This is a genomic window from Glaciibacter kafniensis (genome assembly GCF_039538945.1).
GTDB classification, from domain to species: Bacteria; Actinomycetota; Actinomycetes; order Actinomycetales; family Microbacteriaceae; genus Cryobacterium; species Cryobacterium kafniensis.
This window is the reverse complement of sequence record NZ_BAABCN010000008.1, coordinates 131,958-147,403: the sequence shown is the minus strand read 5'-3', so window position 1 is coordinate 147,403 and position 15,446 is coordinate 131,958. Positions and strand designations below refer to the sequence as shown.

General features: G+C 64.4%; 16 protein-coding genes. 1 reads left to right on the top strand and 15 read right to left on the bottom strand.

Going from position 1 to position 15,446, the window contains the following annotated elements; translation table 11 throughout:
- Window positions 1–111: 111 nt before the first annotated feature.
- From ABD791_RS14000 to ABD791_RS13940, 13 genes are all read right to left on the bottom strand, one after another.
- Window positions 112–1,323, bottom strand: a complete 1,212-nt coding sequence (locus tag ABD791_RS14000; protein WP_345067881.1) for an ABC transporter substrate-binding protein — start codon at window positions 1,321–1,323, stop codon at window positions 112–114.
- Between the two features lie 170 nt (window positions 1,324–1,493).
- Window positions 1,494–2,294: an SDR family NAD(P)-dependent oxidoreductase gene (locus ABD791_RS13995; RefSeq protein ID WP_345067804.1), complete on the bottom strand. Its 801-nt coding sequence runs from the start codon at window positions 2,292–2,294 to the stop codon at window positions 1,494–1,496.
- Between the two features lie 214 nt (window positions 2,295–2,508).
- Entirely contained in the window at window positions 2,509–3,225 is a 717-nt protein-coding gene (locus ABD791_RS13990; RefSeq protein WP_345067802.1) for a GntR family transcriptional regulator, read from the bottom strand.
- A gap of 43 nt (window positions 3,226–3,268) precedes the next feature.
- A complete protein-coding gene (locus tag ABD791_RS13985) occupies window positions 3,269–4,231 on the bottom strand; it encodes an SMP-30/gluconolactonase/LRE family protein (protein ID WP_345067800.1) in 963 nt (320 codons plus the stop codon).
- 216 nt (window positions 4,232–4,447) lie between these two features.
- Entirely contained in the window at window positions 4,448–5,395 is a 948-nt protein-coding gene (locus tag ABD791_RS13980) for a VOC family protein (protein WP_345067798.1), read from the bottom strand.
- Window positions 5,396–5,786: 391 nt separating this feature from the next.
- A complete protein-coding gene (locus ABD791_RS13975) occupies window positions 5,787–6,788 on the bottom strand; it encodes an aldo/keto reductase (protein WP_345067796.1) in 1,002 nt (333 codons plus the stop codon).
- Window positions 6,785–7,732, bottom strand: coding sequence for a Gfo/Idh/MocA family oxidoreductase (locus tag ABD791_RS13970; RefSeq protein WP_345067794.1), 948 nt, complete (start codon window positions 7,730–7,732; stop codon window positions 6,785–6,787). Before ABD791_RS13970 ends, ABD791_RS13975 begins: the two co-directional genes overlap by 4 nt.
- Window positions 7,729–8,592: a class III extradiol dioxygenase subunit beta gene (locus tag ABD791_RS13965; RefSeq protein WP_345067793.1), complete on the bottom strand. Its 864-nt coding sequence runs from the start codon at window positions 8,590–8,592 to the stop codon at window positions 7,729–7,731. Before ABD791_RS13965 ends, ABD791_RS13970 begins: the two co-directional genes overlap by 4 nt.
- Window positions 8,592–8,990, bottom strand: coding sequence for a protocatechuate 4,5-dioxygenase subunit alpha (ligA, locus tag ABD791_RS13960; RefSeq protein WP_345067791.1), 399 nt, complete (start codon window positions 8,988–8,990; stop codon window positions 8,592–8,594). The genes ABD791_RS13965 and ligA overlap by 1 nt, the downstream gene beginning before the upstream one ends.
- Before the next feature lie 2 nt (window positions 8,991–8,992).
- Window positions 8,993–9,901, bottom strand: coding sequence for an amidohydrolase family protein (locus tag ABD791_RS13955; RefSeq protein WP_345067789.1), 909 nt, complete (start codon window positions 9,899–9,901; stop codon window positions 8,993–8,995).
- Window positions 9,898–10,917: an amidohydrolase family protein gene (locus ABD791_RS13950; RefSeq protein ID WP_345067787.1), complete on the bottom strand. Its 1,020-nt coding sequence runs from the start codon at window positions 10,915–10,917 to the stop codon at window positions 9,898–9,900. The genes ABD791_RS13955 and ABD791_RS13950 overlap by 4 nt, the downstream gene beginning before the upstream one ends.
- Entirely contained in the window at window positions 10,914–12,053 is a 1,140-nt protein-coding gene (locus ABD791_RS13945; RefSeq protein WP_345067785.1) for a 4-oxalomesaconate tautomerase, read from the bottom strand. The genes ABD791_RS13950 and ABD791_RS13945 overlap by 4 nt, the downstream gene beginning before the upstream one ends.
- Entirely contained in the window at window positions 12,050–12,766 is a 717-nt protein-coding gene (locus ABD791_RS13940; protein WP_345067783.1) for a 4-carboxy-4-hydroxy-2-oxoadipate aldolase/oxaloacetate decarboxylase, read from the bottom strand. Before ABD791_RS13940 ends, ABD791_RS13945 begins: the two co-directional genes overlap by 4 nt.
- 236 nt (window positions 12,767–13,002) lie before the next feature.
- Between ABD791_RS13940 and ABD791_RS13935 the strand changes: the two genes are divergently transcribed.
- Window positions 13,003–13,572, top strand: coding sequence for a DapH/DapD/GlmU-related protein (locus ABD791_RS13935; RefSeq protein WP_345067781.1), 570 nt, complete (start codon window positions 13,003–13,005; stop codon window positions 13,570–13,572).
- Window positions 13,573–13,677: 105 nt separating this feature from the next.
- Here ABD791_RS13935 and ABD791_RS13930 read toward each other — a convergent pair whose 3' ends face one another.
- Window positions 13,678–14,454, bottom strand: coding sequence for an IclR family transcriptional regulator (locus tag ABD791_RS13930; protein ID WP_345067780.1), 777 nt, complete (start codon window positions 14,452–14,454; stop codon window positions 13,678–13,680).
- Window positions 14,455–14,561: 107 nt separating this feature from the next.
- On the bottom strand, window positions 14,562–15,326 hold the full coding sequence (locus ABD791_RS13925; RefSeq protein ID WP_345067778.1) for an IclR family transcriptional regulator: 765 nt from the start codon (window positions 15,324–15,326) through the stop codon (window positions 14,562–14,564).
- Window positions 15,327–15,446: the final 120 nt, after the last annotated feature.

Here is a 15,446-nt window from a genome sequence, read left to right as displayed (position 1 = left end):
TTCTTTAGGGGGGGGCGGAATGGGCCGCGGAAATGGGCCAGGGAAAATGGGCCATGGAAAATGGGCCGCGGAGAAGAGCGCTGTTCGCCCTCCCCCACGGCCCCGTTCGATCTAGAAGCCGAGGCTCTCCGCCGTGAGCTCCAGCGGCTTTCCTTCGGGCTCGAACGTACCGTCCTTGGCGATGTAGGCCTGGAAGATGTTGCCTGCTGCGCGCGGGACCGGCGGGAAGAATCCGGTGACCTTCGTGAAGTCGGTCGCCGCGTACAGGCCGGTGTCGATCACGTTCCCGGGGGTCTGCAGCGCCTTTGTCACGGAGGCCCCGGTGACAGCGCCGTCGCCCTTTGCCGCAGCCTGCGCGAAGGTCAGCACCCCGGCGTAGGAGTTGAGTGCAGTCTCATCGATGACGACCTTCGCGTCGACGGCCTTCATCTCCTCGACGGCCGTCTTCGTCGCCGCCGCGCCCGTGGAGGGGAGGCTGAACGGGGAGAAGACCATCACACCGTTGCCGGCCGCGCCGAGCTGGGTGAGGGTGCTCTCGGGGAAGGCGATGGTACTGAGGGCGATCTGGGTGAATTCCTTTCCGGTCTGGTTGAGGGCGGTGATCAGGGCGGCGGAGTCCTGGGCGCCTCCACCGTAGATGACACACGATCCGTTGTCGGCAATCTGCTGGGCGACCGAGGTGAAGTCTGTCGTGTTTCCCGGGTACGCCACCATGGTGCCCGTCAGCTTCAGATTCTTTGCCAGCGGCTCGAAGTAGGCCTTGAAGGACTGCGTTGCCTGTGCGCTCTCTGGCGCGGCCAGGGTGATGGTGCCGCAGTCCTTGTCCTTCAGCCAGGTCAGGATCGGGGCCATCGGGGTTCCTGCCGTCATCACCGGGAAGGAGTGCTCGCTGGTGGAATCCATGGCGCCGATCGCCACGTTGTTGATGTATGGGATATCCGCTGCTTCGAGCAGGGGCAGGATTCCGTCGCCGAAGAGCGAGAATGCGCCGACCACTGCCGCCACCTTCTCCTGCACGGCCTGTCGGCCGCACGCTGTGGCGCCATTGGCGCTCATCTTGTCATCGCAGGAGATGAGTTCGACCGAGGTGTCCTTGCCGGCGATCCCGCCGGCTGCGTTGACATGGGCGACAGCGGCCTTGGCTGCCGTCTCAATCTGAGCCAGGGGGAACGGCGGTTGGCTGAACGAGCCGAAGACCATGATCTTCACTGAGTTCTTCGCCGAATCACTACTGGCGCTGCCAGCGCCGGTGCCGCTGGAACAGGCGACTAAGCCGATGGCCACGGTGGCGCCGACAATAGCCGCGACCAGGCCTTTCTTCATTGCAATCACAATAAGCCTCCTTGCTCATTTGGGTGCTAACCAGACCGGCGTTCGCGGATGCGAAGCTGCAGGTGCAGCCGGACTGGGTCAAAACCTACACAAGACCTGTCTGACAGCACAATGGCTGACAGCACATTGGTGCAGGGTTGAATCGTTACAGGGTCGAATCGTTACAGTGCCGCGGCGACCAGGTCGTCGGACCGCGTGCCGAAGCCACCGACGACTACTCCGCCGTCGACCGCCATCGGGTGACCGGTGACGAAGCTGGCCCCGGGGGAACACAGCCAGAGCACGGCCTGGGCGATCTCTTCGGCCTGGCCGAGCCGAACCATGCCCGAATTGAGAGTCAGCCGGTCGAGCTGCTCAGTCGGCAGGCCGCTGATGAAGGGCGTATCGATGGGACCAGGGCAGACGGCGTTGATACGGATGTTGCGCTCCCCGTAGTCCAGAGCCGCGGCGCGGGTCAGGCCGATCACGCCGTGCTTGGCCGCGGTATACGCGCCGAGGCCGTAGCCACCGATCAGGCCGGAAGCCGAGGCGGTATTGACGATCACGCCACCGCCTTGCGCCACCATGACCGGAATCTCGGCCCGCATGCAATAGAAGACGGAGGAGAGGTCGACGTCGATCACGCGACGCCAGTCCTCGACCGGAATGTCGGCGAGTGGTTCGTGAACCCCCTCGACACCGGCATTGTTGTGCGCGATGTCCAATTTTCCGTACCGTGCGACGATGGCAGCGATCAGGCGTTCGGCGCTGTCCGGGTCGGCGACGTCGACCGGGAAGAATTCGGCGGAGCCGCCGGCAGAGCGGATCAGCTCGACGGAGGCGCGTCCTGCAGTCTCAGAGATGTCGGCGACGGCCACATCAGCGCCGGCTGTGGCGAACGCGAGTGCGCTGGCTCGGCCGATTCCCGAGCCGGAGCCCGTGACGAGTGCGACGGTGTCGCGGTAATCGAAAGTGACGTTCATGCTTGTGATCCCTCTCCTTTGAGGCACTGAGGCGATCGGAAAAGTCAGGCCGGTCGCGGTCTCGTTGACCACGGTCAGGCTAACCTGTCTGACAGGTCGATAGCAAGCACGAATTTTACTCAGACCTCAGGATGGCCTGCGCGCAGATGTCTGCCCACTCAGCTGGCAGACACCCAGGCCTCAGGATGGCCTGCGTGAGAATGTGTTTGCCCGCTCAGCGGGCAGGCACATGCGTGATCGAGGGAGTCCCCTGGCGTTCCAGAGCAGCGAGCACGGTGACTGCGGCCCTGCGCACGTGCAGCGTCGCCGCATCCCGCGCGTCGGCGGCGTCCCTGCGCTCGACGGCGGCAAGGATCGCCTGAATTTCCCGCACGCTCTCCTGCGGGCGACCAGGTTGAGACAACGTCAGGGCGCGGAGCTGGGTCACCCGGCGCTGCAACGTGTTGACCATCTGGTGAAGCACCGGGTTTCCCGCGCCGCGAAACAGAACCTCATAGACGCGGTTCTTTGCATCGAGCACGTCGCGGTGCATGGAATCCTCGGTCCCCTGTGAGGCTCGCACCACGTCGCCAACGGTCGCGCGCAGCTCGGCAACGAGCTCATCATCCGCTCGCTCGGCGAAGAGCTGCGCCGCGAGGCCCTCCAACTCCGCGCGCACCTCGTAGACGTCGCGAGCGAGTTCCGGGCTCGCGATGGAGACGACGGTTCCCTTGCCATTGAGGGACTCCACGAGGCCCTCTGCCTCCAATTGACGCAGCGCCTCGCGCACACTCGGCCGGCTTGCCGAGGTCATCTCGCAGAGCTCGCGTTCGATGAGGAGCTGGCCCGCTTCGAGGCGCATCTCCACGATGGCATCCCTGATGATTGCCGCCACCTGCTCCCGAATGGGAGCGTGCCGCTGCACCTGGCGACCGCCCAAAAGATCGCTCATGGGGTCATCTCTCCGCGTTCAACTCTGTCCGCGCCAGCCAAATTCATTCCTTCACACTAGCGCTATCGGCTATCACTGCTTCAGCCACCTGACCAGCAAGGTGCACCGCCGTCTCAGCGATCCCTCGACCACCGGTCCCTCGAACCCGATACAGGAGACCCACCCCACGGTCCGGCTCGACCTCGTCGGGAGCATCGTCCCGAGGGACCCGGGAGGGGTCCAGCGACGTGACGTACAGGTCGCGTAGGCCCTCACCACCGAAGGCCAAGCTGGAGATCCCAGTCGTCGGCATCCGGAATCTCTCGGCCACGGTGCCGTCGGTCTCGAAAACGATGATGTAAGGGGAACCGTGCATGACCACCCAGATGCGACCGTCCACATCCACGGTCGCGCCGTCCGGCATTCCGCCGAGGGCACGGGTGTCTGCGAAGATCCTCCGCGCCCCCAGATCACCGCTGTCCAGGTCGTAGTCGTAGGCATAGATCAGCCCCCGGATGCTGTCGGAGAGATAGAAGATTGAGCCGTCGGGAGACCAGCAGGGCCCGTTTCCCAGGATGAACCCCTCGTCAAGGATGCGCACGGTGCCATCGTCGCGCAGCTGATGGATGGCACCGACCCCGTCCCGAAAGCCGAGATGCGACGACACCGCTACGAATCGTCCGGCCCGATCAACCTTTCCGTCGGTGAGTTGCGCCTCGGCGTGGCATCCGGCCTCGGCGACCAGGGTAAAGAGTCCGGTCGACAGGTTGAGCAGGTGGAAACCCTGCCCGAGTGCCACAGCGAGCGATCCAGCGCCGGTCGGGGCAACAGCGGCGACAAGCTCCGGTGTGACCCATTCGAGAATCGAGGCGTCACCCGGATCGTAACGGACGACACGCTGGCCCAGCAGATCGACATGGTAGAGCACACCAGCCTCCGGGTCCCAGAGCGGCCCCTCCCCGACGATCGAGCGACGCTCGCCGACCGTCGAAATTTCGATGATGCGCTCATTCATTTGGCTGCTCATCCTCATGTCTCCTGTGACTATGAATGCATTGTCCCCACGGGGACAAACCTGTCAAACGCCCGAGATTCTCAGCCCGCTTCAGGAGCAGCGTGCCAACCGCGACAGTGAGCATCGCGCCAACGAAGCAGCACTGCTCGTCCGATGCACCTAGATCCTACCCTGCTAGCTGACAGGTTCCCTAGGCCAATTTCGAATGAACACTGCGAGTTCGATGATCTACACCTCGGGGGTGCCGTGCGTGTGGAAGGTCTCGATGGTCTTCATTCCCCAAGCCTGGCCCTTCTTGCGCTCCTTCGCACTCCACTCCACGACCGGAGAATCGGGGTCGAGCAGCAGACGCGCCCCCGCGTTCGCGAGTTCGATGCGGTTGCCGCCCGGCTCCCAGACGTAGAGGAAGAACGTCTGGTTGATGACGTGTTTATGGGGACCCGCCTCGATGTGGATGCCGTTCTCGAGGAAGATGTCGGCGGCCTTGAGAATGTCCTCGCGGGTGTCGGTCGCGAACGCGATGTGGTGCAGGCGTCCGCCGTGGCGCGTCCAGTCATCGGAGTAGACGATGTCGTAGGACTTGTTGTTGAAGTGGAACCACCAGGCCGCGTAGCCGCCCTCGTCGAGCTTGATGCGTTCGCTCTCACGACCGGCGAGGGCCTTCGCGACGAACTCCCCGTTCGCAACGACGTCGTTGGCGAGGAGGTTGATGTGGTCGAGTCGGCGGGCGTTGACACCACGGCCAGGGAACGCCGACGCTTGGTTCTTCAGCGCGGGCTTATCGTCGGTGGCCACGTAACGTTCGGTCGCGTAGTAGACCCCCATCGAGTGCCCGTCGGGGCCGCGGAACTCATACGTCGGGCCGTTGCCGAGCTGCCCGTCGACCCAGCGGCCGGGCGTACCGGTTTCCTGGATGGCCGCGACGCGACGCTGCAGAGCTTCTTCGCTCGTGGCGCGGAAGGTCGTGCGGCCAACACCGGCACGCTCGGATGCCGTGAGCTTGATCGTGTACAGCTGGTATTCGTCCCAGCAGCGCAGGTAGACGGAGTCGCCTTCCTCGGCCACTACCCGCATGGCCAGCAGGTCACGGAAGAACCAGAGACTCTCGTCGAACTTCGGGGTGAGCAACTCGATATTGCCCAGGTGCGCAATATCGAACGAGGTGTGGTCAGTCATGTTGGTAGTCCTTTCTGACGTGCAGATTCTGTTCGTAAAGATGACATCGAGGTCATCTGTCTCTCGTTAGGAGTCCAGCTGCTGCTGCAGCGCATCGAGCACCACGTAGCAGGGCAGCACCTGCGCCACGCTCGAGTTCGGCTCGCGATATCTCGAGATGCGGCCTCCTTCGTCGGCTGCTCCTCGATCAACAGATGTCGATAATGTTCAGCTGTCGGGGTGCGCAGCCCTCGGGGAGCGTTGCAGTCGCTCAGGGCTGAACATGAGCGCCACAGCGACACGCATTCTCCCGCGGACAACCACCGCCGAATCAAGGCTTTCACGAGGTTCACCTGCGAAGGGGCTCGTGGCGGCTCGACCGGCTTGGCCGTTCGAGCCGTCATCTCATCGATCAGCTGGCAACTCCGAGAGAGTGCCTTCCTTCGGCGTACTCAAATGCTTCGGCGTCGACTTCGCTCGCGTTGAGCGCACCGTAACGCGGCCCGGCCACGGTCGACGTGTCGATGAGAGCACCGGCGCGCTCAAGCAACGCGGGGTCGACGGTGAGGTCCACGGAGGCTTCGTTGTCGCGCACGTGCTGGATGCTCGTGGTTCCGGGAATCGGCACAACATGCGCGCCACGCGACAGCACCCACGCGAGAGCCAGCTGCGCAGGAGTGCACGCGGCCTCGGCGGCATATTCGCGCCAAGCAGGCAACAGAGCGGCGTTGGCCGGCCAGTTTTCTGGCTGGAATCGCGGCATCGCACGGCGAATATCCTTCGGCGCAAGGTCGTTCGGGTCACTGACCGAGTCGCTCAGAAAGCCTCGCCCGACCGGCGAGAACGCGACGAGGGCAACACCCGCTTCACCCGTTGCTTCGAGAATTCCGAGCTCAGGGTTGCGACTCCACAACGAGTACTCGTTCTGCACAGCCGCAATCGGTGCGACAGCAAGCGCCTCGCGCAGTCGCTCTACCGAAACTTCCGACAGCCCGATGTTGCCGATCTTTCCCTCGATTACCAGCTCAGCCAACGCGGCAACGCTTTCGCCGATGGGCACAGTCTTGTCCCAACGGTGCAGGTAGTAGAGGTCGATGTGATCGACTCTCAACCGCTGCAGCGACGCATCAACCTGGCGACGCAACGTCTCAGGGCGCCCGTCAATGGTCTTGACGCCGTCGACAATTTCCATCCCGCCCTTGCTGGCAAGAAAAACCTCATCACGGCGCCCGGCAAGCGCGCGCCCGACGAGTTCTTCGTTACTGCCAGCGCCGTAAAGCGTCGCGGTATCGAGCATCTGCACGCCATCGTCGAGGGCGGTGCGCAGCATCTGCACGCCATCTTCGGCCGACGGAGGTACGCCATAAGCGTGGCTCAGCGACATGCAGCCCAGACCGATGCGGGGCAGGATCATGCCAGCTGTTCCTCAAGGGATCCGAGAACCCGGTAGCAATCGATGACCTGGCGAAGCGAGGAGTTCGGCTCGCGTCCCTCGCGGATCGCAGCGACAAATTCGCGATCCTGCAGCTCGATTCCGTTCATGCTGACGGCAATGTTGGATACATCGATCTGCTCGTCGCGACCGTTATAGAGGTCGTCGTAGCGCGCGATGTATGTCTCTGTGTCGCCGATGTAGCGGAAGGAGGTACCGAACGGCCCGTTGTTGTTGAACGACAGCGACAGGGTGCAGATCGCGCCTGACTCGCTCTTCAGCTGGATCGACATATCCATGGCGATGCCGAGCTCGGGGTGAATCGGACCCTGAATCGCGTTTGCCTGCACGATCTTTCCGGCCTGGTAGGCGAAAAGATCGACCGTGTGAGCGGCGTGATGCCAGAGCAGATGGTCGGTCCAGGATCGAGCTTCACCCTTGGCATTCGTGTTGCTGCGGCGAAAGAAGTACGTCTGCACGTCCATCTGCTGAACGTTGAACTCGCCCGCGGCGATCTGGTTATGCACGAACTGATGCGACGGGTTGAAGCGGCGCGTGTGACCAACCATCGCGACCAGCCCAGAGGGATCGGCTACGGCCAGAGTCGCCTCGGCGTCTGCCAGTGAATCCGCCAGCGGAATCTCAACCTGAACGTGCTTGCCTGCGGCAAGCACCGCCTGCGTCTGGCTGGCGTGCAAGCCGGTCGGCGTGGCAAGAATCACCGCGTCAACATCGTCACGTTCCAGCACGGCGTCGAGGCCGACAACGGCGTTCGCGACGCCGTACTTCTCGGCCACAGCCTGCGTGGGCGCGGCGCGCGTGCCACTGACAACCGTCACCTCGACATCCGCGATGTTCGCCAGAGCGTCAAGGTGCTTCATCCCGAAGGCGCCAGTAGCGCCGACGACGGCGAGGTTGACGGTCATGAATTCTCCTGCGTGCTCGGAAGCTGGGGGGTGAGGATGAGGTGGCCGACCGAGGTGTTCGATGCGGGCACGTGGTTGAAACGGTAAACCTCGTCGACGTTGTCGCCGAGCGCGCCGCGCATGATCAGCCACATGATGAGCTCGACTCCCTCGGAACCGGCCTCCACCATGTACTCGAGGTGAGGCTTGTACTGCAGTACCTCTGGCTGGTTGATGAGGTCGTCCATGAACTGCTTGTCCCAGGGCAGGTTGATCAGTCCGGCCCGTGCGCCCTGGATCTGGTGGCTCATGCCACCGGTGCCCCAGACCTGCACGTCGAGGTCCTCGTCGAATTGCTCGACGGCACGGCGAATCGCCTTGCCGATCGACAGGCAGCGCTCACCGGATGGCTGCGGGTACATCACCACATTGACAGCGAGCGGGATGACCTTGCTCGGCCACTTGTCGGGGGTGCCGTACATGAGCGAGAGCGGCACGGTGAGTCCGTGGTCCACCTCGAGCACGTTGAGCACCGTCATGTCGAAATCATCAAGGATGAGCGACGCGGCCAGATGGGTGGCCAGCTCCGGACTGCCCTCCACCGTCGGAACAGGCCGGGGCCCGTAGCCCTCGTCGCAGATCTCAAACGAGTCAGCGACACCGATGGCGAACGTGGGCATGATCTCCATGCCGAAGTACGACGCGTGGTCGTTGTAGATGATGATCGCGACGTCGGGGGTGTTGTCCTTGATCCAGTTTTTGGAGAACTCGTAGCCCTCGAACATGGGCTTCCAGTAGGGCTCCTCCGTGCGACCCATGTCGATGGCCGCGCCGACGGCGGGGACGTGGCTGGTTGCGACGCCAGCTGTGATGCGTGCCATTATGCCTCGCCTCTTTCTTTCTTCGAGCGCCAGCCCTCGATGCCACGGCCGCCGGCCGTCATCATCGCCTGGTACTGCTCGACATTCATATCGGTCATCGTGCTCACGGCCTGCACGTACGACAGGCCCTCCGAAGCAAAAATCTTCGAGAGAAAGTACACGTTTCCGCCGGTGTCCAGCATCTGCTGAAAGTCACGGGTGAGCACGGCCTGCTTCTGCTCGGGAGACATCTCCCATTCGTCGAGATACGCGGCCTCGTCGGCGAGAAACCGGGTGCGGTTCTCTGCGGTGCGCAGGCTCATGCAGAACTGGTTCAGCGCGAAGCCCTCGCGCGCCTTCTCGATCGTGAAGATTGTGGTGCCCGGGATGTCGTCGAACTGTGCGAAGTCAGGTTTCATGATCAGCTCCAGTAGAGGGTGGTGGGATTGTTCACGAGCAGCTTCTGCTGCAGAATGGCGGTCGTCGCGATGGACGGCACGTAGTCGACGAGGATTCCGTCGTCTGGCATCTCTTTTTTCATGTTGGGGTGCGGCCAGTCCGTTCCCCAGAGCACTCGGTCGCTGAACTCTTCGACGATGGTCTTCGCGAACGGCACGACGTCGGCGTAGAGCGGCGCACCACCGCGGATGGGCCCGTGGCTGAGCCGATCCGGGCAGCTCACCTTGCACCACACATCGGGGTTCTCCCGCATGAATCTCAGCAACAGCTCGAACTCCGCGTTGTCGACGGGCTTGCTCACATCGGGGCGACCCATGTGGTCGATGGCGATCGGGATGTTGAGCGAAACGAAGAAGTCCCACTTCTCGCGCAGGTCGGCCGGCTCGAAGTAGATCACGACGTGCCAGCCGAGCGGCCGGATTTTGTCGACGATCGTGCGGTAGTACTCGTCGGGCTTGGGGTCGACCAGGCGCTTGACGTAGTTGAAGCGCACACCGCGAACGCCGAGCTCGTGCATGCGTGCCAGCTCGTACTCGGTGACATCGGGCGTCACGGTGACGACGCCGCGTGCCCTGTCGTCGGAGTGAGCGAGCACATCGAGCAGCGCCGAGTTGTCGGCGCCGTGGCAGGTGGCCTGCACGACGACGTTGCGCTCGAAGCCCAGAAAATCGCGCAGGGCGAAGAGCTGCTCACGGCTGGCGTCGCAGGGTGTGTACTTGCGCTCGGGCGCGAACGGAAACTCGTTGCCGGGGCCGAAGACATGACAGTGCGCGTCGACCGCGCCAGCCGGCACCTGAAACGCCGGCACGCTGGGGTTCGGGTGCCAGTCCAGCCAGTCGGCATCCTTCACGAAGATCTGGGTGTCACTCACAGGCTCCGAGCCTCCAGCTTCTCGTTCAGGCGCGGGAACACCCGGCGCGCGTTGCCGGCGAAGATCGACGCGCGCTCGGCATCCGTCACATCAGCACCGTCGACATACCGCTTGGTGTCGTCAAAGTAGTGCCCGGTCTGCGGGTCGATCCCGCGCACCGCACCGATCATCTCCGAGCCGAAGAGGATGTTCTTGTTGTCGATCACGTCGACCAGCAGGTCGATGCCCGGTTGGTGGTAGACGCAGGTGTCGAAGAACACGTTGTTCATCAGATGGCCGTCGAGGCTCGGCTTCTTGAGCATGTCGGCGAGCCCCCGGTAACGACCCCAGTGGTAGGGCACTGCTCCACCACCATGGGGGATCAGAAGGCGCAGCGTCGGGAAGTCGGCGAAGAGGTCGCCCTGAATCAGCTGCATGAAGGCGGTCGTGTCGGCGTTCATGTAGTGCGCGCCGGTGGCATGGAAGTTGGGGTTGCACGACGCCGACACGTGGATCATCGCGGGAACGTCGAGTTCGACCATCTTCTCGTACAGCGGGTACCAGTACGGGTCGGTCAGCGGAACCGTCTCCCACTTGCCGCCGCTCGGGTCTGGGTTCAGGTTGCAGCCGATGAAGCCGAGCTCGGTGACGCATCGCTCCAGTTCGGCGATGCTCTCGGTGAGGTCCGCGCCGGGCGACTGCGGCAGCTGGCAGACGCCGACGAAGGTCTCCGGAAAGAGGTCGACGACGCGCTTGATCAGGTTGTTGCAGGCGACGGTCCACTCGAGGCTGATGCGCTGGTCGCCCTCGTGGTGGCCCATGGCGGATGCCCGCGGCGAGAAGATCGTCAGGTCGGTGCCGCGCTCGGTGATCAGTTTGAGCTGATTCTGCTCGATGCTCGCGCGGATGATGTCGTCGGAGATCTCGGGGTAGGCCGGCGTGGGCTCCCCCGCCGCGAACGCCGCCAGCTGGTCGATGCGCCACTGGTTGTGCAGCTCGGGGGCCGTTGTGTAGTGGCCGTGACAATCGATGATCATGTGCTCTCCCCAGATTGGAGTACGTGGACGGTGCCCGACATCAACAGGCGGGCGGTGCGAAGAAGTGCGGATTTGGTGACGACCGGCGACCCGCTGGAGTTGTCGACCTGCATCTGAACGGTGAAGAAGCCGGTGGGGTGTTCGACCGCGACCTCAAGGCTGTCGGCGATGCTGCCGTCATCTCCAGTGCTGCCGAGCCCGGCGATGTCGGCCGCGACGCTGCCCTCCAGCATGCAGGCGGTGGCCACCGACACGGCGCCGAGAACGCCGATGGACTCGTGCACGCGGTGCGGGATGAAGGTGCGCGTGCTGAGCAAACCGCCGTTTCTGGCGGGGGCCAGCAGGCTCATCTTGGGCACCGTCTTGTTCGTGACGTCGCCCAGGTTCATCAGCGGACCGACCTGCAGACGGATCGCCTCGACGCGCTCCCTCAGCTCGGTGTTCGCCTCGAGCTCGGCCGGCGTCTCATAGCCGGTCACGCCGAAGTCGGCCGCGTTCAGGCAGACGACCGGCATCCCATTGTCGATGCAGGTCACACGGATGCCGACGCCGTCGCCGTCGCCGTCAACATAGATCGTGTCGACCACATTGCCGGTCGGAAGCAGGGCTCCGCAGCTGGAACCGGCGACGTCCTCGAAGTTGAGGGTGATCGGGGCGTGCGTGCCGGGAACGCCGTCGATGCGCGCGTCGCCCGCGTACTCGACGAGGCGCCCGGGCGTCTGCACGGATGCCGTCGCCCTCGAGTCGGTGTTCACCATGTAGATGGAGACGTCGGTGACTCCGTCTCCGGCGTCGACCAGTCCGCTCTCGATGGCGAACGGGCCAACGCCGGCGAGAATGTTGCCGCAGTTCTGCTGGTCGCTCACCTCGGCACGGTCGGGCCACACCTGCAGAAACAGGTAGTCCACATCGATGCCGGGGCGGGTCGAGCGCGAGACGACGGCCACTTTGGAGGTGAGCGGATGCCCGCCGCCCATGCCGTCGATCTCCCGCGGGTCAGGTGACCCCATCGCCGCGAGCAGAAAGCGGTCGCGGGCGGAGCGGTCGACCGGCAAGTCATCCGCCAGAAAGTAGAGGCCCTTGGAGGTGCCGCCGCGCATTACAGAGCACGGCACCGAGACCTGGGTGTTCGTCATCCGTGGTCTGCCGCGTTTTCTTGGTAAGCCTCGCGCTCCTGGTAGACCTCGTAGACGAGGCCCTTCGCGGCGAGCGCCTCACGCATGTTGTAGATGTCGAGGCCGAGTTCCCCGGCCGCAAGGCGGGCACGCTTGGAGGTCTCGAGGGCCTCCCGGTCGCGGCCCTTCTGCAGCACAGCCGCCGCGTCTTCGCGGCGCACAACGCAGACGCCGTCGACGTCGGCGATCACCACGTCACCGGGGCGGATCTGCTGGTTCGCGATCATGATGGGCGTCTGCACGTTGGTCGGAGTGCCCTTGATGGTGCCCTGCGCGAAGATGGCCTTCGACCAGACGGGAAAGCCCATCTCGGTGAGGGTGGCGACGTCGCGCACGCCGGCGTCGATGACGAGGCCGCGCACGCCGTGGGCGAGCAGACTCTCGGCCAGCAGGTCGCCGAGAAAGCCGTCGTCGCAGGGGCTGGTCGGGGTGACGACCAGGATGTCACCGGGCTGGGCCTGCTCGACGGCCACGTGGATCATCCAGTTGTCACCGGGTGAGACCTCGCAGGTGAGGGCGTTACCGGCGATCTTCGCGGGAAAGATGGGGCGAAGCCGCTGGTCGAGCAAGCCGATGCGTCCCTGTGCCTCGTGAACTGTGGCAACGCCCAGTTCGGCCAAGCCGTCGACGATGTCCAGGGGGGTACGGGGGGTGCCCGTCACTACTCGCGCCATGATTCTCCTTTGAAATGCCGCGCAGTGCGCGTGTATCCAGACAACTTCACGGGGCGTGATCTTGCCAAAGCGAATTCCGGATACCGGAAGGGCAATCATGTCGATTCACTGGGAGCAGGGACATTGAGATTGAGGGGAGTTCCCACAGGCCCTGCCACTGAGCCCTCGTTTGCGCTGCAATAGATACTGAACGACAAACTGGTTCGTTGATCATCGCGAGGCTCTGAAAGGACACCATGAAACTCGACGACCTACTTGAAGCGCTCAATTCCGGGCACACCATAACCGGAGACTCACCCCTGCATGAGGTCATGCACCACGTGAGCCAGGATGCTCTGCGCATCACCGGCGAGCTGAACAGCGGATACCAGGAACCGGCGCGGGTGAGGGAACTGCTGGGTCAGCTCACGGGCAAACCGGTCGACGAGTCGGTAACGGTATTCCCGCCCTTCTACTCCGACTTCGGAAAGAACATCACCCTCGGCAAACGGATCTTCATCAACTCCGGATGCAAGTTTCAAGACCAAGGCGGTGTGCGCATCGGCGACGACTGTCTGATCGGGCACAACGCGGTTCTCGCCACGCTCAACCACGATCTCGCGCCGAGCAGGCGTACGGACATGCACCCGGCCCCAATCGTCATCGGCCGCAACGTGTGGATCGGATCGAATGTGACGGTTCTGCCCGGTGTGACGATCGGCGACAACGCCGTCGTGGCAGCCGCATCCGTGGTCACGAAGGATGTCCCGGAGAACTCTGTTGTCGTCGGCGCGCCCGCGCGAGTGGTGCGCACCCTGACGGACTGACCCGGCCCAGTTCGGAAGCGGCTCAGGTTGAATCGGCGCTGAGCTAGCGCTTGTCGAGGCTGCCGACTTCCTCACCATCGCACGGACGCTCGGGCTTTTGCGGCGTCAGAGCAACCGCTCGGCCACGCCGAGCCCCGTGTCGACGAGCTTCTTGGAGAGCGCAGCCGCCGTCACCTGCAGCACCGGCACCATCCGTTGGGGTTCGGTGTTCGTGCTCGGCAAGACAACACCGAGCGCCGCGATGACCTTGCCGGCCTTGCCGCGCACGGGGACGGCAACGGAGGTGGCTCCCTCCGCCAGCTCCGCATAGGTGATCGCGTAGCCCTGCAACGTGATCGCGCGCAGTTGCTCGCTCAGCTGCGCCGAGTCGGTGATGGTCTGCTCGGTGTAGCGGTCGAGCGAGCCGAGCACGGCGTCGTGAAGCTCCGGACTGCCATACGCCAGCAAAATCTTTCCGACGCCAGAGGCGTGCAGCGGCAGGCGGGTTCCTGGCTTGCTGAGCACCGACATCGTGCGCGAGCCGGCGATGCGGTCGACGATCAGGCAGCGGAGGCCGTCGAGCACGGCGATCTGCACGGCGTCATTACCAAGCCCGAAAACGTCTTCCATGTAGGGCAGCGCCACCTCGCGGAGTTCGGCGTGCACCGAGGCGAGGGTTCCGAGCGCCCAGATCTTGCGGCCGATCTCGTAGTCGCCATCGGCGCCCCTGACCAGGGCGGATTGCCTCTCCAAGTCGTGCACCAGACGATGCACGGTGGTCAGCGGAAGGCCGGATCGACGCGCGATCGACGACAGCGATTGACGACGGTACTTGGTGCTGAACGTATCCAGCACCGCGAAGGCGCGGGCCGTCACCGATCGGGTCAGGTCGGGCTTTTCCATGATTCTTGCGACTCTATCAAGCCACCGGCGCGGGCAGCGGATGCCGGCCCGAGGGCGGGCGCCGAGGTCGCCTGCTCGCTGGCACAGCAGGTGCGCACCCGCCGCGTTCAGCCTTCGTCGCCCAACCCGGCTTCGATCACGCGAGCGGCCTGGTTCAAGGTCGCCACCAGGCGGCCGACGTCCAGGCGCGCCATGTGCACAACGACCCCGACCGCGGCGACACAGGTGCCCCCGCGCAGAATGGGCACGGCGACGGATCCGCTGCCCGCCGACATCTCCTGGCGTGTGATCGCGTAGCCGCGCTCACGCACCTCGGCGAGATCCCGCCGGAGTGCGTCGGGATCGGTGATCGACCGCAGTGTGGGCCTCGGCAACGGATGCGACAGGTAGGCCTCGATCGCGGCATCCGTTTGGGCGGCGAGTAGCACCTTGCCGACCCCTGTCGTGTGCAGGGGAAGGTGCCCGCCGCCGCGGATCACCGTGGGAACGCTGCGCTCCCCCACGAGCCGGTCCACGTAGAGGGCCTGGCCGCGATCGAGCACCGCGAGCGTCACGTTCTCGCCGGTCTCCTCGTAGAGGCGCGCGAGTGTGGGCAGCGCGCTCTCCCGAAGCCGGTCGTTGAGCGGCGCCTGCTGGGCGATTGTCCAGAGCCGGGTGCCCACCCGAAACCGGCGGTCGGACCCCCTGCTGAGAAAGCCGCCGTTGCAGAGCGTCGTCGTGATGCGGTGGCAGGTCGACAGCGGGAGCCCGGTCAGTTGGGCGATCTGCGTCAGGGTCAGCGCGGTGTGCCCGGCATCGAAACAGCCGAGGATCTCCATTCCGCGCTCGAGCAGGGTGCCGGGCGTTGCCGGGCGCTCCTCCGTGACTCTCATGGTGGCTCTCATGCGCTGCTCACTCCCCGCCATCCACGAATACTTCCATGAGGCGGAAGTTTATCCTTGTCGGGCGGGGCCCGGTGCGCCTGAATAGACACCGAGCGCACACTCCGCCCT